Annotated in this window: 19 protein-coding genes; 16 read left to right on the top strand and 3 right to left on the bottom strand. The window is 35.6% G+C overall.

The genetic code is table 11. The annotated features are described in order from the left end of the window. The first annotated feature begins 33 nt into the window (after positions 1-33). A complete protein-coding gene (gene map, locus ACMDB5_RS06290; protein WP_414000160.1) occupies positions 34-852 on the top strand; it encodes a type I methionyl aminopeptidase in 819 nt (272 codons plus the stop codon). Further along, positions 852-1,622 (top strand): class I SAM-dependent methyltransferase, encoded by a 771-nt coding sequence (locus tag ACMDB5_RS06285; RefSeq protein ID WP_414000159.1) that lies wholly within the window; start codon positions 852-854, stop codon positions 1,620-1,622. The genes map and ACMDB5_RS06285 overlap by 1 nt, the downstream gene beginning before the upstream one ends. Positions 1,623-1,696: 74 nt before the next feature. On the opposite strand, the gene ACMDB5_RS06280 is transcribed toward ACMDB5_RS06285, so the two are convergent. Then, complete coding sequence (locus ACMDB5_RS06280) at positions 1,697-4,510, bottom strand: M16 family metallopeptidase (RefSeq protein WP_414000158.1); 2,814 nt, start codon at positions 4,508-4,510, stop codon at positions 1,697-1,699. A 187-nt stretch (positions 4,511-4,697) separates the two neighbouring features. On the opposite strand from ACMDB5_RS06280, the gene ACMDB5_RS06275 reads away from it, so the two are divergent. The 3 genes from ACMDB5_RS06275 (at position 4,698) to pruA (ending at position 8,229) form a co-directional block, all read left to right on the top strand. After that, positions 4,698-5,963 (top strand): DUF5103 domain-containing protein, encoded by a 1,266-nt coding sequence (locus ACMDB5_RS06275; RefSeq protein WP_414000157.1) that lies wholly within the window; start codon positions 4,698-4,700, stop codon positions 5,961-5,963. A gap of 82 nt (positions 5,964-6,045) precedes the next feature. Continuing rightward, positions 6,046-6,432, top strand: a complete 387-nt coding sequence (gene apaG / locus ACMDB5_RS06270) for a Co2+/Mg2+ efflux protein ApaG (RefSeq protein WP_414000156.1) — start codon at positions 6,046-6,048, stop codon at positions 6,430-6,432. 168 nt (positions 6,433-6,600) lie between these two features. After that, complete coding sequence (gene pruA, locus ACMDB5_RS06265) at positions 6,601-8,229, top strand: L-glutamate gamma-semialdehyde dehydrogenase (protein WP_414000155.1); 1,629 nt, start codon at positions 6,601-6,603, stop codon at positions 8,227-8,229. 109 nt (positions 8,230-8,338) lie between these two features. Here pruA and rsmG read toward each other — a convergent pair whose 3' ends face one another. Then, on the bottom strand, positions 8,339-8,968 hold the full coding sequence (gene rsmG / locus ACMDB5_RS06260; RefSeq protein WP_414000154.1) for a 16S rRNA (guanine(527)-N(7))-methyltransferase RsmG: 630 nt from the start codon (positions 8,966-8,968) through the stop codon (positions 8,339-8,341). 108 nt (positions 8,969-9,076) lie between these two features. Here rsmG and ACMDB5_RS06255 point away from each other — a divergent pair, with 108 nt between their 5' ends. The 3 genes from ACMDB5_RS06255 (at position 9,077) to purT (ending at position 12,702) form a co-directional block, all read left to right on the top strand. Continuing rightward, entirely contained in the window at positions 9,077-10,171 is a 1,095-nt protein-coding gene (locus ACMDB5_RS06255) for a fatty acid desaturase family protein (protein ID WP_414000153.1), read from the top strand. Positions 10,172-10,221: 50 nt separating this feature from the next. After that, positions 10,222-11,406: a pyridoxal phosphate-dependent aminotransferase gene (locus ACMDB5_RS06250; RefSeq protein WP_414000152.1), complete on the top strand. Its 1,185-nt coding sequence runs from the start codon at positions 10,222-10,224 to the stop codon at positions 11,404-11,406. Between the two features lie 132 nt (positions 11,407-11,538). Then, a complete protein-coding gene (gene purT / locus ACMDB5_RS06245; protein ID WP_414000151.1) occupies positions 11,539-12,702 on the top strand; it encodes a formate-dependent phosphoribosylglycinamide formyltransferase in 1,164 nt (387 codons plus the stop codon). Here the strand turns inward: purT and ACMDB5_RS06240 are convergent, their stop codons facing one another. After that, positions 12,703-13,566 carry a helix-turn-helix domain-containing protein gene (locus tag ACMDB5_RS06240; RefSeq protein WP_414000150.1) on the bottom strand — a complete coding sequence of 288 codons (864 nt, stop codon included), beginning with the start codon at positions 13,564-13,566 and terminating at the stop codon, positions 12,703-12,705. 92 nt (positions 13,567-13,658) lie between these two features. Here ACMDB5_RS06240 and ACMDB5_RS06235 point away from each other — a divergent pair, with 92 nt between their 5' ends. From ACMDB5_RS06235 to ACMDB5_RS06200, 8 genes are all read left to right on the top strand, one after another. Then, positions 13,659-14,021 (top strand): DUF983 domain-containing protein, encoded by a 363-nt coding sequence (locus ACMDB5_RS06235; RefSeq protein ID WP_414000149.1) that lies wholly within the window; start codon positions 13,659-13,661, stop codon positions 14,019-14,021. 57 nt (positions 14,022-14,078) lie between these two features. Then, positions 14,079-14,414 carry a DUF6370 family protein gene (locus ACMDB5_RS06230; RefSeq protein WP_414000148.1) on the top strand — a complete coding sequence of 112 codons (336 nt, stop codon included), beginning with the start codon at positions 14,079-14,081 and terminating at the stop codon, positions 14,412-14,414. Then, positions 14,414-14,989, top strand: coding sequence for a Crp/Fnr family transcriptional regulator (locus tag ACMDB5_RS06225; RefSeq protein ID WP_414000147.1), 576 nt, complete (start codon positions 14,414-14,416; stop codon positions 14,987-14,989). Before ACMDB5_RS06230 ends, ACMDB5_RS06225 begins: the two co-directional genes overlap by 1 nt. A 133-nt stretch (positions 14,990-15,122) precedes the next feature. After that, the gene (locus tag ACMDB5_RS06220; RefSeq protein ID WP_414000146.1) at positions 15,123-15,839 is read left to right on the top strand and encodes a pirin family protein; all 717 of its coding nucleotides are present in this window, start codon (positions 15,123-15,125) and stop codon (positions 15,837-15,839) included. 15 nt (positions 15,840-15,854) lie between these two features. Beyond that, positions 15,855-16,139 carry a GNAT family N-acetyltransferase gene (locus ACMDB5_RS06215; RefSeq protein WP_414000145.1) on the top strand — a complete coding sequence of 95 codons (285 nt, stop codon included), beginning with the start codon at positions 15,855-15,857 and terminating at the stop codon, positions 16,137-16,139. A 168-nt stretch (positions 16,140-16,307) separates the two neighbouring features. Then, positions 16,308-16,838, top strand: a complete 531-nt coding sequence (locus ACMDB5_RS06210; protein ID WP_132108541.1) for a YceI family protein — start codon at positions 16,308-16,310, stop codon at positions 16,836-16,838. A 275-nt stretch (positions 16,839-17,113) separates the two neighbouring features. Then, complete coding sequence (gene fabD / locus ACMDB5_RS06205) at positions 17,114-17,986, top strand: ACP S-malonyltransferase (RefSeq protein ID WP_414000144.1); 873 nt, start codon at positions 17,114-17,116, stop codon at positions 17,984-17,986. Between the two features lie 151 nt (positions 17,987-18,137). Continuing rightward, positions 18,138-18,389, top strand: coding sequence for a hypothetical protein (locus ACMDB5_RS06200; protein ID WP_414000143.1), 252 nt, complete (start codon positions 18,138-18,140; stop codon positions 18,387-18,389). Positions 18,390-18,420: the final 31 nt, after the last annotated feature.

Here is an 18,420-nt window from a genome sequence, read left to right as displayed (position 1 = left end):
AATCGTACTTTTGCAAACTGAAAAACAAGAAATATGATTATAGTAAAATCACATGAAGAAATAGAATTAATGCGCGAAAGTGCATTGATCGTATCAAAAACATTAGGGATGATTGCTTCTGAAATCAAAGAAGGAGTAACTACTTTATACCTTGACAAATTAGCAGAAGAATTCATTCGTGACCATGGTGCCGAACCAAGTTTCCTTGGCTTATACGGATTTCCAAATTCACTTTGCATGAGTCCAAACTCGCAAGTAGTACACGGAATCCCAAACAACAAACCATTAGAAAGTGGCGATGTTATATCTGTTGATTGTGGTGCTTATAAAAATGGATATCATGGAGATCATGCCTACAGTTTTGAAATTGGAGAAGTAGCTCCTGAAGTAAAAAAATTATTGCAGGTAACCAAAGAATCCCTATACGTTGGTATCCGAGAATTCAAACTTGGAAATCGCGTTGAAGATGTAGGTAATGCCATTCAGAAATATACAGAATCACATGGTTATGGCGTAGTTCGCGAATTAGTAGGACACGGAGTTGGCCAAAAAATGCACGAAGACCCTGAAATGCCTAATTACGGAAAACGCGGTCGCGGAAAACTTTTTATCGAAGGAATGGTAGTTGCCATTGAACCGATGATTAATCTAGGCACGCGTAATATCAAACAACATAAAGACGGCTGGACAATTACAACTGCAGACGGAAAACCATCTGCCCATTTTGAGCATGACGTAGCTATTATTGACGGAAAACCGGAAATACTATCTACTTTTGCCTACATATATAAAGCTTTGGGAATTGTTAGTAATGAGGAGGATGAATTTAGAAAAATACCTTTAGTCCTGTAATGAAAAAACTTTTCAAACTCGTACTCAATACCATCCCTCGCCCATTACTTATTCGTTTAAGTTATGTAGCGCGTCCTATTATCGCTTTTTCATTAAAAGGAAATAAATACACAGATCCTATTGATGGAAAAAGTTTTAAATCGATGTTGCCTTATGGATACGAAACACAACGCAACAATGTACTTTCACCAAGTACACTTTCACTAGAAAGACACCGATTGCTTTGGCTGTATTTGAACAAGGAAACCGACTTTTTTAGTTCGAAAGAAAAAAAGAAAGTATTGCATTTTGCGCCCGAACAGGCTTTCTATAAATTATTCAGAAAACAGAAAAACCTGGATTATACCACAACTGATTTGTTTTCTCCTTTGGCAGATGTAAAAGCTGATATTTGTGATTTACCTTTTAAGGACAATCAATATGATGTTATTTTGTGCAATCACGTTTTAGAGCACATCCCGGATGATACCAAAGCAATGCAGGAATTATTCAGAGTTTTAAAACCTGGCGGAATGGCCGTTTTACAAATTCCACAAGATTTATCAAGAGCGACAACTTTTGCCGATGATTCGATTACTGATCAAAAAGAGCGCGCTAAAATATTTGGGCAATACGATCATGTTCGTATTTATGGACGCGATTATTTTGATAAATTAAGAAGCATTGGCTTCAAAGTAATTGAAGAAGATTATACAAACAAAATCTCACCAGAACTAGTTGAGAAATATTGTTTGGCAAAAGGAGAAATTATCCCTGTTTGTTTTAAATAGACAAAAATTTGTACCAATAATACAAAAGCCCGCTAAACCAAAGTTTAGCGGGCTTTCTAACTTAAAAAAATAAATTACTTAGTTTTTTCCGGCATCAACATTCCGATAACTTTATCTTTGGTAAGATATTTTTTCGCCACATTTTGAATGTCTTTTGCTGTGATAGCCTTTATTTTTTCCTCGTTTTGAAGAACCTCGTCAGGGTTACTTCCGTTTATGTATGATTTGGTAAAATTAGAAAGCCAAAATTTATTTTCCTTGACACTTTTTTTGTTATCAAGCAATTCCGCCTCTTTGAATTTATCGACATCTTTAGCTTCCGGCCCGTTGTCAATAATTTTCTGCAATTCTTTCAGAGCAGAAGCAGTTAATTTTTCCGCATTTTCTGGTCCACAAGGAAATCCAATAGAAAAACTATAAGCACCGTTTGGCACTTTATTCATACTTCCTCTAGCACTGATTCCGTAAACCCCGCTTTCGTTTTCCCTTAACTCTTCAATTAATTTGATAGTCAAAACTTCCCCTAACGCCTCCATCGCTGACGCTTCTTTTGAAGAATAAACAGCATCGCCATAATACATAATAGTCACGGTACTTTTAGGATCTGCTCCTTTGTTCACCACTTTTTTCAAATCTCCTTTAAGCATTCTATAACCTAAATCAGTCGCTTTTTCCTTCTTATCCGAAGAAGGCAAAGAGGCTATATACTTAGTAGCATAATCTTCTATTGTTTTATCGTCTACATTACCCACAAAATAGAATTCAAAATCTCCAGCATTAGCAAAACGCTCTTTGTATTTGTTGTAGGCCAAGGTGTAGTCGGTTTCAGCCCAGGTTTTATCTGTTGGAATCAATCCGTTAAATCTAGGATTCTCCTTGTTCAAATAACTATTAAATTCTTGTTGGAAAAAAAATCCTGGTTGTGATGACATATTTTTGAAAAAAGCAGACATTTTTTGCTTATAACCTTCAAAAGCGGTTGGATCCAAATTCAAATCAGTAAAATAAGCATGAGTCATTTGAAATAAATATTCTAAATCCTTAGGTGTAGTACTTCCTCTTAAACCTTCTGTTGTAGTACCAATATATGGATTCACTTTCGCTATTTTTCCGGTCATGAACTTATTGACATCATTCAATTTCAACCCTGAAAAACCTGCTTCGGTCAAAGCGCCATTAGCAAACTGAACCTTTTTCAATTCTTCATTAGAATACAAATTGCTCCCTCCCAAACTTACTGCTTCAAAAAGAATTTCATCATTTTTAAAATCCGTATTCTTATAAGTCACCTTCGCTCCATTTGATAAAAATAGGGTTTTTGTCCCAATTTTATCATCGCTTTCCCGTTTTACAATGCTTCCTGAAACAACTTCTTTTCTTAAAAGACTTTTAGCCACAGCAACATCTTCATATGGCTTAATCTCCTCCACATTGACTTTCAATGTATTCAACACTTCTTGCTCTGTTGGCTTTTTCAGATTTTCTTTTTCAGGTCCCGTTAAAATCACAACTCGGTTGTCCTCTTTAATAAATTCTTTAATAAGACTATTAACATCCTTCAATTCTATTTTAGGCAAAATTTGCTTCATGGTACTAAATGTCCATTCAATTCCTGGACTTGGCTCCTTTTCTAAGAAATGGGATTGGTATTCTGCCACAAATCTTTCGGATTCTGTTTTATTTCTGTCATTATACATTTTTTCAATAGAAGCTAAAAACTCCGCTTTAGATCGGTCTAATTCTCCCTGCGTAAATCCATATTTTCTGGCTCTTTCATTCTCAGTAACCAACACCTTCAAAGCACTCAATTGTTTATCTTCTTGCGACATGGCTATAGACTGATAGGCTTTTTTGTTTCTAGCCCATGTCTTTCCATGATATGAATACCCATAAGTAAAAGGTGGCGTAGCAGAATTTGACAACTCCATTAGCCTATTATTTAGCATCGTTGTGAACAATCCCTCAACTAACTCATTTTTAAAATCTCCAACGGTCACTATTGGTTTTGGAAGTCCGTGATCTTTATAAACCAATTGCACTTGTGCACTTGTTGCTTCTTTATCGCTTTCAATGGCTACAAATGTTGCGGCGTGGTTGGGTACCTCAAAAACTTTCCGTGGTTTTTTGGATTTTGGATTTTGATACTTCGAAAAATGGTCAATAACCTTTTGCTCCATTTGAGCAACATCAATATCTCCAACTACTATTACACTCATTAAATCAGGGCGATACCATTCTTTATAAAAACTTACGATTTTGTCGTGTTTGAAATTTTCCAAGATTTCTTTTTTACCAATTGGCAAACGATTAGCATAATGCGATTTATACATCATTTTTGGCAAATAACGGCCCATCATTCTTTTTTGACCTCCAAGCCCTATTCGGTATTCTTCTAAAACAACTCCTCTTTCTTTATTAACTTCTTCCGGAGTAAGATTAGCATTAAAAGCCCAATCTTCAATAATATTAAATCCATTCTCGAGCTTTTCTGGGCTATCAGAAGGAATTGGAAGAAAATAAACCGTTTCATCAAAACTGGTGTAAGCGTTTAAATGCTGCCCAAATTTCACACCAATGCTTTGTAAATAATCCACCAACTTGTTTTTAGGAAAACGTTTGGTTCCATTAAAATTCATATGCTCCATAAAGTGAGCCAATCCTTGTTGATCATCATTCTCAAGAATTGAACCCGCATTGACAACTAATCTCAGATCAACTTTGTTCTCGGGTTTGGCATTTTTCTTGATGTAATACGTCAATCCATTTGCCAGTTTCCCGGTTTTCACGCTAGAATCAAATGGGATCGTTTTTGAATAATCTATTTCCTGTGCAAAAATTACTACTGGAAATAAAAATAGCCCTAAAGCTAATTTACTAAGGTGTTTCATAAATTTCAGTTTTATTTTTAGATAAAGCTAAATATATAACCCGAATATTTACAAGTCGTTACGAAATATTTAACAGAAATTACGTACGAATTAAATTATAGCCTTTAACAAGTAAAAAAAACAATTCAATAAAAATAAGCTCGAATTACTATCTTTACTTAATATGTAATTTTTTAGTTCTGAAAAAATGACAAAAACATTTCACAAAATATTCTTCTTTATTCTGATTCTACATTCGTTTCATTATTCTTTAGCGCAAACTGAGAATGAAGTAACACCTCCATATAACATCAAAACCATTTCTTTTATTCAAAACAATCAAAATGCAATTCCAATATTCCCATTAGGAAGCGGATTTCAATTGCAATTTGATGATTTGTTTGGAAATGAGGCTGATTACTTTTACGAAATTGTTCATTGTGATTACAACTGGATTTCATCAAGCATACCTAAAAATGAATACCTAGAAGGTTTTGACAATCAAAGAATTCAAGATTACTCCAATTCTTTTAACACCTTACAAATTTATTCCCACTACAAACTAGCTATTCCTAATCAGTATACACAGCAATTACTTATTAGTGGAAATTACATACTCAAAGTTTTAAACAGCGACAAAGAAGTTGTTTTTTCAAGAAAATTCATCCTTTACGAAGATTTGGTAACGGTTCCCATTCAGGTAAAAAGAGCCAGAACCATCAGCAATTTAGAATCTAAACAAAACTTAGAATTTACAATAAAATCAAAGCTGATCACTTTCCAAAACCCTTTAAAAAATGTCAAAGTAGTATTGCTTCAAAACGGAAAATTCAATAGTGCTATTAAAAACATCAAACCGCAATACACAATTGGCAATGATTTAATTTACAAATACGATTCCGAAACACAATTTTGGGCAGGAAATGAATTTTTGTATTTTGAGAACAAAGACATAAGAGCCGCAACCAATAATGTAGCACATATAGATGCTAATACTGACATTTACAATTCCTATTTGTACACCAATAATGCCAGAACAAATTTTCCTTATTCTATAATCCAAGACATCAATGGAAACTTTGTGGTACGCAATTTAAATTCAACAAACGATGAAATTGAAGCTGATTATGCTTGGGTCTATTTTAGTCTTTCTGCACCTACTTACAGACTCAACAAAGGAATCTATGTTACTGGTATGTTCAACAATTACAGCCTGACCCCAGAATACAAAATGGATTACAATTCAAAAAAAGGAATTTACGAAAAAGCTGTTTTGATAAAACAAGGATTTACAAATTTTGAATATACCATAGCTGATGACAATAAAAAAATTGACCGCGAAAATGCTATAGATGGAAATTTTTACCAAACAGAAAATGACTATTCCGTCTTGGTCTATTACCGAGAAAACACAGATCGATACGATAAAGTGGTCGGAAAAGGCACGGCTAATTCGACAAATATCATCAACTAAAAAAACATCCGCGAAAACAACAAAACCAAACCAAAAATTTTGTACTTTTGTTTCTGTAACTAACCCATTTACTGTACTTAATATGGTTACTCAAATAACAAGAGGCATAAAAATATCAGTATTGACTAGTTTTGAAGGGACTTACTTCAAGAACTATAAGATTCACTTTGCCTTTAGTTATGAAATCACAATCGAAAACCACAGTAAGGATTCTGTTCAACTCATATCACGTCATTGGGAAATTTTAGACTCTCTAAACGACATCGAAATTGTTGATGGAGAAGGCGTTATTGGAAAAAAACCCGTTTTAAAACCAGGCGAACAACACACCTATAGCTCTGGTTGCTTATTATCATCTCCTTTCGGATCTATGAAAGGCTATTTTAATATGATTAATTTTACAAGCACAAAAAATTTCAAAGTTTTTGTACCCACTTTTAGATTATGCGCTCCATTTGCTCTGAATTAATCTTTCGCTATTGAATAATTTTGATTTTCTTATCTTTTATTTATACTATTTTTTAATTTATCCTTTGTACTTTTGTTGGGCAGTAAATTATTCGCAACAATTAGCGTAATTTATTTTTCAAATGTCTAATCTTATCTGTATTCAAACAGATTAACAAATTACAACATCATGCTAAAAGGATTTTTTCATGTACCAAAAGCAGTAAACGAACCCGTAAAAAGCTACGCACCCAACTCACCAGAAAGAGCAGCTGTTCTTGCAGCCTATGCAGAAATGTGGAATTCTAAAATTGACGTCCCACTTTATATTGGAAGCGAAGAAATTAGAACCGGAGATACTAAAACAATGTCAGCACCTCACGATCACAAACATATCGTAGGAACTTACCACCAAGCTGAAAAATCACATATTGAGAAAGCCATTTCAACTGCACTTGAAGCTAGAACTTCATGGTCAAAAATGGCATGGGAACAACGCGCCGCTATTTTCTTAAAAGCAGCCGAATTGATTGCTGGGCCATACAGAGCGAGAATTAACGCTGCAACAATGATTGCTCAATCAAAAACTATTTACCAAGCCGAAATCGATGCATCATGTGAACTTATCGACTTTTTACGTTTCAACGTAGAGTACATGACGCAAATTTACAACGAGCAACCAAAGTCTAATTCAGACATGTGGAATCGCGTTGAATACAGGCCATTAGAAGGTTTTGTATACGCAATTACACCTTTTAACTTTACCGCAATTGCAGGAAACTTACCTTCTTGTGTTGCCTTAATGGGTAACGTTGTGGTTTGGAAACCAGCTGCAACTCAAGTATATTCAGCAAATTTATTGATGCAAATCTTTAAAGAAGCAGGATTACCTAACGGTGTAATCAACATGATAACGGGAGATTCAGGAATGATAACCGAAACATTATTAGCAAGTCCAGATTTCGCGGGAGTTCACTTCACAGGTTCAACAGGAGTTTTCAATGATATTTGGGCAAAAATTGGTACAAACATCAGCAAATACAAAACGTATCCAAGAATTGTAGGAGAAACAGGCGGAAAAGATTTCATTATCGCACATCCATCAGCTAATCCAAAACAAGTTACTACTGGAATTTCTCGTGGTGCTTTTGAGTACCAAGGACAAAAATGTAGTGCTGCTTCACGTGTATATATTCCTCAAAGTTTGTGGCCAGCTATCAAAGAACAATTAGAAGCTGATTTAAAATCTATGAAAATGGGTTCTCCGGAAGACATGAGTAACTTCATCACTGCTGTTATTTCTGAGGGATCATTCGACAAATTAGCACGTTTTATCGAGCAAGCTAAAAAAGATACAGATGCTGAAGTAATTATTGGTGGAAATTATGATAAATCAAAAGGATATTTCATTGAACCAACGGTTATTTTGACAACAAACCCTAAATACACTACAATGGAAACCGAATTATTCGGACCTGTAGTAACTATTTATGTTTATGAAGATGCAAAATGGGCAGAGACTTTAGAGTTAGTAGACACTACTTCTGATTACGCTTTAACTGGAGCCGTTTTCAGTCAAGACCGTTACGCTATCGAAGAAGCTACAGTAAAACTACAAAATGCTGCAGGTAACTTCTACATCAATGACAAACCAACTGGAGCCGTTGTAGGAATGCAACCATTTGGTGGAGCAAGAGGATCAGGAACTAATGACAAAGCAGGTTCTATGCAAAATTTATTGCGTTGGGCTTCAGCAAGAACCATCAAAGAAACTTTCGTAACTCCAGAAGATTACAGATACCCTTTCTTAGGAGAATAGTCATTGCGAAAAACAAAGCAATCACATTTTAAATATTTAAAAACCCACAAGATTCAAATTTTTGAATTCTTGTGGGTTTATTTTTTAAACTAAAAATCATATTATTTCTTTAACTCGTAAATTTCAACGGTAAATGCACGACTTTTTTAGTTTCAAAAAATTCATCTTCAAAAAAATCGGCTAAATCGTATTGCATTGCTTTTGGGAAGTCTTTTAATTCCTCGGTTAAATCACCGCCTTTTAAATACAGAATCCCGTTTTTGAGTTCGTGTTTGTTATTCTTTTTAATTTTATTTTTTATCCAAGAAACAAAATCAGGCATATTGGTCACGGCACGACTCACGATAAAATCGAAATCGCCTTTTACGTTTTCGGCACGCAATTGCTCCGCTTTTACGTTTTTCAACTCCAAAGCATCTACTACACCTTGAACTACTTTTATTTTTTTGGCTATGACGTCAATCAGGAAAAATCGTGTTTCAGGAAAAAGAATTGCCAATGGAATCCCAGGAAAACCACCACCTGTCCCAACGTCCAAAACATAGGTTCCGGGTTCAAATTTCATGATTTTTGCAATTCCCAAAGAATGCAAAACATGTTTGGTATACAGAGCATCTATATCTTTTCTGGAAATAACGTTTATTTTTTCGTTCCAATCGTGGTAAAGGAAATCCAATTTTGCGAATTGTTCTTTTTGAACATCAGTCAAATCAGGAAAATACTTAAGAATCTCGTCCATTATTCAATTTTTTTAACAAAAGTACTCTTTTTAGCTTTGAAATATTTAACTCAATTTTGCAAATTGAAAATTTATAATAATTATCTTTGAAAACTATTTACTTTTCATATGAATAATAACGCTCCTACTTTTGCTAAGCAAGACCCATTAAAATTTTTTAGAACGCTTAACACGCGAGTTAACAGCTACTTCAAAGAAAACAATATCCAAAAAACGGGTAACTGGAAACTTCACCTCAAAGCTGTCATCTTATTTACAGTTTTTCTGGTTCCTTATTTTCTTATTCTAACTCTTGGCATGCCGTTTTGGGCACACCTGCTTTTGGCCATTGTCATGGGAATTGGAATGGCTGGAATTGGGATGAATGTCATGCACGATGGTAACCACGGATCATACTCCAACAAAAGCTGGATTAATAAAATCATGGGAGGAACCATTTATGTATTGGCCGGAAACGTATACAACTGGCAGGTGCAACACAATGTATTGCACCATACTTACACCAATATTCCCGGTCATGACGAAGATTTGGATGCCGGAAGAATAATTCGTTTTACGAAAAGCGCAAAATGGCATAGCTTTCACCGTTTCCAACAATATTACTCTGTATTTTTATACGGCTTGCTTACTTTCAATTGGGCTATCACTACCGATTTTAAGCAAATGAGAAGTTACCTCAAAAGAAAATTATCTTATGGAGAAGCCAAAAGCCCAAAAATTCTTTGGACCACTTTAATCATCACAAAAATGATTTATGTTTCTATCTGGATTGTTTTACCAATCGTAATTGGAATCACTTGGTGGAAAGTACTTATCGGTTTCTTTGTCATGCATTATACAGCTGGATTAATTTTAAGCATCGTATTCCAATTGGCGCATGTTGTCGAAGAAACCACTAATCCATCTCCGAATGAATTAGGCGAAATGGATAATACTTGGGCGATTCATCAATTGTTCACCACGACAAATTTTGCTCCAAAAAACAAAATCGTAAACTGGTACACCGGCGGTTTAAATCACCAAATAGAGCATCATATTTTCCCAAACATCAGCCACATTCATTATGGCAACATTGCAAAAATTGTTCGCGAAACGGCCCAAGAATGCAACCTGCCTTATTACGAATACAAAACGATGCGAAGTGCTATTATTGCTCACTTCAAGCATCTAAAAGATTTAGGAATGAAACCGGAACTTAACTAACAAGAGAACTAAAAACGTATCTAAAAATATTTAACTACAACCTATTTACAATGAATCCACTTTCAGACAGAATCAACAACCTGGCTACCTCACAAACATTAGCAATGGCAGCTTTGGCCAGAGAATTAAAAGCACAAGGAAAAGACATTATCAGTTTAAGTTTAGGCGAGCCTGACTTTAACACCCCAGATTTCATTAAAGAAGCGGCAAAAAAAGCAATTGACGAAAATTACAGTACCTATTCACCTGTTGATGGTTATGTAGAATTGAAAGAAGCGATTTGCCGAAAATTCAAAAGAGACAACGATTTAGATTACAAACCATCACAAATTGTAGTTTCAACCGGTGCAAAACAGTCGTTGTACAACATTGCACAAGTAATGCTAAACGACGGTGACGAAGTAATTTTACCAGCTCCTTACTGGGTATCTTATTTCGAAATCGTGAAACTATCAGGCGGAGTTCCTGTAGAAGTTCCTACTTCTGTAGAAACTGATTTCAAAATCACACCAGAACAATTAGAAGCAGCAATCACACCAAAAACAAAAATGATGTGGTTCAGCTCACCTTGTAACCCAAGTGGTTCTGTATACAGCAGAGAAGAATTAACGGCATTGGCTAAAGTATTGGAAAAATATCCAAACGTTTATGTTGTTGCCGACGAAATATACGAACACATTAATTTCTCTGGAACTTTTTGCAGCATTGCATCCATCCCGGGCATGTTAGAAAGAACAATCACCGTAAACGGAGTAGCAAAAGCATTCGCTATGACAGGATGGAGAATCGGTTATATTGGAGCTCCGGAATTCATCGCAAAAGCGTGTACCAAAATTCAAGGTCAAGTAACCAGTGGCGCCAACAGCATCGCACAACGCGCTACAATTACTGCAGTAGATGCTGATCCATCCGTATTACACGAAATGGTTCAAGCTTTCCACAGTCGTAGAGATCTAGTTGTAGGTTTAATCAAAGAAATTCCAGGAATGAAAATCAACGTTCCAGAAGGTGCTTTCTATGTATTCCCAGACGTTTCTTCTTTCTTCGGAAAAACATTAAAAGGAAATTTAATCAAAGATGCCAATGATTTCTCAATGTATCTTTTAGGCGAAGCTAATGTAGCAACCGTAACAGGGGAAGCATTTGGTAATGCAAACTGCATCCGTTTCTCTTACGCAACAAGCGAAGATATATTAAAAGAAGCTTTACGCCGAATTAAAGAAGCAGTAGCATAAAAATATCTTTTAGCTTTAATTTTCTCTAAAATTTTAAAGTAGCAAAAACAATAAACCATTAAGAAATTAAGTTTCATTAAGCACAAACCCTTAATTATTCTGATTTTCTTAATGGTTTTTAAATTATAAAAAATGTCTAAAATACTTCTTCTCGGATCAGGCGAATTAGGAAAAGAATTCACAATCGCCGCACAACGCATCGGACAAACCGTAATTGCAGTAGATAGTTATGAAAATGCGCCCGCCATGCAAGTTGCTCATAGCTATGAAGTCATCAACATGCTTGATGGCGATGCCTTGGATCGAATAGTGGCAAAACACCAACCCGATTTTATCGTTCCCGAAATAGAAGCCATCCGTACCGAACGTTTTTATGATTACGAAAAACAAGGAATTACGGTCGTTCCTTCGGCGAAAGCCGCAAACTTCACGATGAACAGAAAAGCGATTCGGGATTTAGCCGCCAAAGAATTAGGCTTAAAAACCGCCGCCTATCGCTACGCCACAACCGCCGAAGAATTGCAAAAAGGAGTCGAAGCAGTTGGAATGCCATGTGTTGTAAAACCTTTAATGTCGTCTTCAGGAAAAGGGCAATCGACGATAAAAACAGAGAGCGATATCGAGAAAGCCTGGAGTTATGCCGTAGAAGGTTCACGCGGTGATGTCGTGGAAGTTATCGTTGAGGCTTTTGTCACATTCAATTCGGAGATTACTTTATTAACTGTTGTTCAAAACAACAATCCTACCCTATTTTGTGCGCCAATTGGCCACCGACAAGAACGCGGTGATTATCAGGAAAGCTGGCAACCAGCAAGAATTTCCGATAAAGATTTATATGAAGCACAGGACATGGCCGAAAAAGTTACCGAAGCACTTGGAGGCGCGGGACTTTTTGGCGTGGAATTTTTCCTGACCGATGATGGCGTTTATTTCTCTGAATTATCACCTCGCCCACACGATACCGGAATGGTAACTTTGGCGGGAACCCAAAATTTCAATGAATTTGAATTGCATTTACGTGCTATTTTGAGTTTACCTATTTTTGAAATCACACTAGAAAAAGCCGGAGCAAGCGCCGTGATTTTAGCCTCTGAAAATTCAACAAACCCAACTTATTCAGGTTTAGAAAAAATTGCCGCCTTACCCAAAACCGATTTCAGGATCTTTAGCAAACCAACCTCAAGACCATACAGAAGAATGGGAGTTGCATTAACAAATGACAGCTTGGAAACACCAATCGAAGAGATCGTTGAAAGAGCTCAGAATGCGGCTAAATTAATTACCGTAAACTCTTAATTACTTTTTAGAAATGCGAAATGCTGTTGGTGTAATTGCAGTATGTTTTTTGAATAGCCTAGTAAAATAGGAATAATCATCATAACCCAATGTAGTTGCAACTTCGTTGACGGTTCTGTTTTTATCCATCAGCATTCGCTTTGCTTCGAGAATAATTCTATCGGTAATCACTTCGGTTGTGGTCTTTTTTAAGATCTCATTGCATATCCGATTCAAATGTTTTAGAGTAATATTGAGTTTTGAAGCATAAAAAGAAGGCGTTTTTTCTTCCACGAAGTTTTTATCCAAAAGCTTTTCAAAATCTTTAATCTTTACATTATAAGAATGCATTTCATGCATATGGGTTTCACTATATTTTCTGGCAATCTCAATATGTATGATATCCAAAAGATTCATAATCTTGTCTTGCTTCAACAGTTTGTTTCCTTGAATTTCGGCAATCATACTATTAAAATAAGGCAAAATCGCTTTTGACTCGGCACTGTCAAACATAATCTCAGGACTGGTATTCACCGAATAATAAAACGGATATTCGTCTATGGTTTTTTGCCCAAAATAGAGATTGTACATTTCCTGCGAATAAAAAACAACAAATCCTTCGATGTCATCAGACAAATCCCAATGGTGCATTTGTCCCGGTTGTAAAAAAAACACACTTCCTGGCTGAATTGCAAATCGATCAAAATCGATCTCATGTATACCAGAACCTTTGGTAAAAAAAACCAACACATAGGAATTGTGGCGATGTGGTTCCTCAACAAAACTATGATTGATTAAGTGATTTTTAAACGTATTTATATACAAATCTTGATTCACCGAATTACAGTTAAACCGTTGAATATTATAAACAGGATACTTTTTCATGGCTTTACTAAATGTCTTTTTTGTGCTACAATAAGCGAATATAGAAAACATCCAGAACATGGATAATAAATACCTTTGAAAAAAAAATAAAAATGTCTAACGCTATCACACACATCCTGAACAATGATTGCCCACATTGCTTTCAGGGTAAGGTTTTCAACGAAAAAAACATCTTTTTGAAATTTGGCTTTCCAAAAATGAATAGCCATTGTTCTCATTGCAATTATAAATTTGAGAAAGAGCCAGGTTATTTTTTTGGCGCTATGTACGTGAGTTACGGTTTGACCGTGGCGGAAGCTATAGCCACTTATGTTATAGGTCAATTCTTTTTTGATAAAGCCTTCGATTTGAGAATCATTCCCATTATTGGAGTCGTTATCATTGTAATGGCTTCTTTGAATATTCGCCTTTCTAGATTATTGTGGATTTATATGTTCAAGAATTATTCCATGTAAAATTTGGGATAACAAAACAAAAAATAACTATATTGTCAGTAATAAATTTCAAAAGAAATGAAAAAAATTATTACTTCAATATTCTTGTTTTCAATGCTATTGGTAAATGCACAAGATAAAAAAGAACAGCCAAAAACAAAAATTTTAGATGCTGCTTGCGGGCAATGCCAGTTTAAAATGGAAGGTCACGGCTGTGATTTAGCGGTTCGTATCGACGGGAAAAGTTATTTTGTCGATGGAACGTCTATAGATTCTCACGGTGATGCACATGCCGATGACGGTTTTTGTGCCAAAATAAGAAAAGCCGAAGTGGTTGGCGAAATAAAAAACAATCGTTTTGTAGTCACCCAATTTAAATTAGTTCCCGAAGAAAAGAAAACACCGCAAAAATAGTGTCCCAAATTCTTGAAAATATTGCAAAGCACGTAACGCTTAGCCCAGAAGAGCTACAACTTTTTTTGTCTAAAATTGAAATCTATCATTTTAAAGCCAAAACTATTTTATTGAATTCCGGACAAATTTGCAAACATTCTTATTTTGTAAATTCAGGAATATTGAGAAGCTTCAATATCAATGATAATATTGTAGAACATGTGCTAAATTTTGCCTGTGAAGGCTGGTGGATTGGCGACATGTATAGTTTAATTTCCCAAAAACCCGGCAATCTTTTTATTGAAGTTTTAGAAGATGCCGAAGTTGTCCTACTTTCAAAAGAAAATCAAGAACAACTTTATACCGAAATCCCGAAACTCGAACGTTTTTTTAGAATCCTAACCGAAAACTCCTTGGTGGCAAACCAAGAACGATTAATGGATAGTTTGAGCCTATCGGCCGAAGAACGTTTTGAAAAATTCTGCAAAAGATACCCTACTTTAATCCCGAAAGTTCCACAAAAACAAATCGCTTCTTATATTGGCGTTACTCCAGAATTCTTTAGTAAAATGAAAAGTCGGTTGCTTAGGAAATAATTTGTAATGCTCGGTATTCAGCTGTTATTCAGTTGAATACTTCATACTGATTACTTTTCTTAATCTACATTAAGTGCTAACTCTTTTCAATGATCGTAAATTTGTATTATAATAATCACTAAATTTATAAGTCATGAAAAATACCGTTTTACATAAAGCAGATACAAGAGGACACGCTGACCACGGCTGGCTGAATGCTTACCACAGTTTTAGTTTTGCAAGTTGGTACAATCCAGACAGAATCCAATTTGGTGCACTTCGCGTTTTGAACGACGATACTGTTGCTGCTGGAATGGGTTTTGGAACGCATCCGCATGACAATATGGAAATCATTACGATTCCGCTTGAAGGGGATTTAGCGCATAAAGACAGCATGGGAAATACAGAAGTCATCAAAAATGGCGATGTCCAAGTGATGAGTGCCGGAACCGGAATTCAACACAGTGAATTTAATCCAAATGCAGACCAGAGAACCAAATTATTGCAAATTTGGGTTTTTCCAAATAAAAGAAACGTGCAACCGCGTTACCAACAAATCACCTTAAATCCTGAAGAAAGAAAAAACAAATTGCAGCAAATCCTTTCACCAAATGCCGATGATGCAGGTGTTTGGATCTATCAAGATGCTTGGTTTCATTTGGGCAAATTTGACAAAGGAGTTGCAACAACCTACGATTTAAAAAAAGCAGGAAACGGCGTTTATGCTTTTGTCCTTTCGGGTAAGTTAACTATCAACGGACAAGAATTAGAAACTCGTGATGGCTTTGGAATCTGGGATATTAGCACTTTGGATATTAAAGCGGATTCAGATACCGAGTTCTTATTAATGGAAATACCGATGCACTATTAATTAAAAATCTTGATCATGAATGAAATCCTAGAATTAGAATACAATGAAAAAAAAGGATATTTCTGCATAATGGTTGACGATAAAATCGAAGCTAAAATGACCTTTGTCTTTGCTGGTGAATACAAAATTATAATCGACCATACAGAAGTAAGCCCCGAAAATAACGGCAAAGGTTTCGGAAAGAAAATGCTTGTAAAAGCAGTTGAATTTGCCCGAGAAAAAGGAATCTCAATTCTTCCTTTGTGCCCTTTTGCTAAAAGTGTGTTTGACAAAACACCAGAATTTAGAGACGTTTTATAATTATAGATTCACTCAGGCAGCTGAGTTATTAAAAATTCTAATATTTTTTGGATCAAAAAAAACAGGGATTAAAACTAAAAGTTCATCTACAGAAAGAACTATTGACGCGGTACAAAAATGCCCATCGAGAGCTTTAATTTATTACAAAAACAACAAATAAAAAAACTTATGGCAACAACAAAATGGGCAATTGACCCAACACATTCAGAAATTGGTTTTAAAGTAAAACACATGATGTTTACTAACGTTTCAGGTAAATTTGGAACTTATGATGCTACGATTACTACCGAAGATGAAAACTTCGAAAATGCAAAAATTGATTTTTCGGCAGACATTAACTCTGTTAACACTCATAATGCAGACAGAGACACCCACCTAAAAAGTGCCGACTTTTTTGACGCTGACAATCATCCTAAACTTAGTTTTAAAGCATCTTCTTTTTCTAAGATAGACGATCATAATTACACTTTGGCAGGAGATTTAAGTCTAAGAGGTGTAACAAAACCTGTACAATTTCCAGTTGAATTTAGCGGATTGATGAAAGATCCTTGGGGAAACACTAAAGCCGGCTTGAACATTTCAGGAAAAATTAACCGCAAAGACTGGGGACTAAACTGGAATGCTGCCTTGGAAACAGGTGGTCTTTTAGTAAGCGACGAGGTACGCTTGCAAATTGAATTGCAATTAGCAAAAGTATAATTCAAAAACAAATTAGGTTACAAACACCACAACAACCCTATATTTCAAATTGAAGTATAGGGTTGTTTTTATACAATTATAAAACAAAAAGTTCTGATTTAGCCCTGATGGAAGTAAAAATCCTTTGCAGCCGGGGTTAGGCTGTAAAGATTGAAACATACAGCAGGAGAATTATTCATTAAAAGCACAAAAGTTGGTGCTCCTAAAAAAAACACTATTTTTGCAGTCGGTTTTATTTTTTAAAAAATAAAACCTTAAACTTTAAACAACTTTTTATGAAAGCATACGTATTTCCAGGTCAAGGTGCACAGTTCACAGGAATGGGCAAAGACTTATATGAAAACTCCCCATTAGCAAAGGAATTATTCGAAAAAGCAAACGAAATATTGGGTTTCCGCATCACTGACATCATGTTTGAAGGAACGACAGAGGAATTGAAAGAAACCAAAGTAACCCAGCCAGCGGTGTTCTTGCACTCGGTAATTTTGGCAAAAACTTTGGAAGATTTCAAACCAGAAATGGTAGCGGGACATTCTTTGGGAGAATTTTCGGCATTAGTTGCCAATGGTGCTTTATCATTTGAAGATGGGCTAAAATTAGTTTCACAAAGAGCTTTGGCGATGCAAAAAGCCTGCGAAATCAAACCTTCGACTATGGCAGCGGTTTTAGGATTAGCGGATAATATTGTTGAAGAAGTTTGTGCTTCGATCGATGGTGTTGTAGTAGCAGCAAATTACAACTGCCCGGGACAATTAGTGATTTCGGGAGAAACATCAGCCGTAGAAAAAGCCTGCGAAGCAATGAAAGCAGCCGGTGCAAAAAGAGCTTTATTATTGCCTGTAGGTGGCGCATTTCACTCGCCAATGATGGAGCCAGCAAGAGAAGAACTAGCCGCAGCTATTGAAGCAACTACGTTCTCGACTCCTATTTGTCCGGTTTATCAAAACGTAACAGCAAGTGCTATATCTGACCCTTCCGAAATTAAGAAAAACCTAATCATTCAATTGACTGCTCCTGTAAAATGGACACAATCGGTTCAACAAATGATTGCAGATGGCGCCACATTATTTACAGAAGTAGGTCCAGGAAAAGTATTAGCAGGATTGATTGGTAAAATTGACAAAGAAGCAGTTACCGCGAACGCTTAAGTTCTGGTTATCAGTCGAACTCAGCTTCTGTAATTTATAATTCACATAAATATTCATCCTCATAGACGAAAGTTTGTGAGGATTTTTTTGTTACATTTGAAGAACAACAAAATAAATTGTTGCAATCTATTAACCCTTAAAACCACAAAAGATGAGAAAAACATTTTTAACAGTAGCTTTTGTCGCCATTGCAATGATCTCATGCAAAGACAAAACACAAGACAAAATTGAAGACGCTACAAAAGAGATTGGAACCGAAGTAGAACAAAAAATGGACACTGTAGCCGCTAAAGCAGAAACTGCAGTTGATACTGCAAAAGCTAAAATGGAGTCAGCAGTTAAAAAAGGAGAAGAAAAAATGGATAAGGCTGCGGATAAAATGAAAGAGGCAGTTAAGAAATAACTAAAAAAAGTCCCCATAAAATATTTTATGG

Source organism: Flavobacterium sp. W1B, assembly GCF_047344965.1.
Classification (GTDB): domain Bacteria; phylum Bacteroidota; class Bacteroidia; order Flavobacteriales; family Flavobacteriaceae; genus Flavobacterium.
The sequence above is the reverse complement of the archived record's forward strand: the minus strand, read 5'-3'. Positions and strand labels throughout refer to the sequence as shown.

What these genes read in the sequence shown, in the direction of transcription:
- map (WP_414000160.1), top strand. Translation starts at nt 34, where the DNA reads ATGATTATAGTAAAATCACATGAAGAAATAGAATTAATGCGCGAAAGT.
- ACMDB5_RS06285 (WP_414000159.1), top strand. Translation starts at nt 852, where the DNA reads ATGAAAAAACTTTTCAAACTCGTACTCAATACCATCCCTCGCCCATTA.
- ACMDB5_RS06280 (WP_414000158.1), bottom strand. Translation starts at nt 4,510, where the DNA reads ATGAAACACCTTAGTAAATTAGCTTTAGGGCTATTTTTATTTCCAGTA.
- ACMDB5_RS06275 (WP_414000157.1), top strand. Translation starts at nt 4,698, where the DNA reads ATGACAAAAACATTTCACAAAATATTCTTCTTTATTCTGATTCTACAT.
- apaG (WP_414000156.1), top strand. Translation starts at nt 6,046, where the DNA reads ATGGTTACTCAAATAACAAGAGGCATAAAAATATCAGTATTGACTAGT.
- pruA (WP_414000155.1), top strand. Translation starts at nt 6,601, where the DNA reads ATGCTAAAAGGATTTTTTCATGTACCAAAAGCAGTAAACGAACCCGTA.
- rsmG (WP_414000154.1), bottom strand. Translation starts at nt 8,968, where the DNA reads ATGGACGAGATTCTTAAGTATTTTCCTGATTTGACTGATGTTCAAAAA.
- ACMDB5_RS06255 (WP_414000153.1), top strand. Translation starts at nt 9,077, where the DNA reads ATGAATAATAACGCTCCTACTTTTGCTAAGCAAGACCCATTAAAATTT.
- ACMDB5_RS06250 (WP_414000152.1), top strand. Translation starts at nt 10,222, where the DNA reads ATGAATCCACTTTCAGACAGAATCAACAACCTGGCTACCTCACAAACA.
- purT (WP_414000151.1), top strand. Translation starts at nt 11,539, where the DNA reads ATGTCTAAAATACTTCTTCTCGGATCAGGCGAATTAGGAAAAGAATTC.
- ACMDB5_RS06240 (WP_414000150.1), bottom strand. Translation starts at nt 13,566, where the DNA reads ATGAAAAAGTATCCTGTTTATAATATTCAACGGTTTAACTGTAATTCG.
- ACMDB5_RS06235 (WP_414000149.1), top strand. Translation starts at nt 13,659, where the DNA reads ATGTCTAACGCTATCACACACATCCTGAACAATGATTGCCCACATTGC.
- ACMDB5_RS06230 (WP_414000148.1), top strand. Translation starts at nt 14,079, where the DNA reads ATGAAAAAAATTATTACTTCAATATTCTTGTTTTCAATGCTATTGGTA.
- ACMDB5_RS06220 (WP_414000146.1), top strand. Translation starts at nt 15,123, where the DNA reads ATGAAAAATACCGTTTTACATAAAGCAGATACAAGAGGACACGCTGAC.
- ACMDB5_RS06215 (WP_414000145.1), top strand. Translation starts at nt 15,855, where the DNA reads ATGAATGAAATCCTAGAATTAGAATACAATGAAAAAAAAGGATATTTC.
- ACMDB5_RS06210 (WP_132108541.1), top strand. Translation starts at nt 16,308, where the DNA reads ATGGCAACAACAAAATGGGCAATTGACCCAACACATTCAGAAATTGGT.
- fabD (WP_414000144.1), top strand. Translation starts at nt 17,114, where the DNA reads ATGAAAGCATACGTATTTCCAGGTCAAGGTGCACAGTTCACAGGAATG.
- ACMDB5_RS06200 (WP_414000143.1), top strand. Translation starts at nt 18,138, where the DNA reads ATGAGAAAAACATTTTTAACAGTAGCTTTTGTCGCCATTGCAATGATC.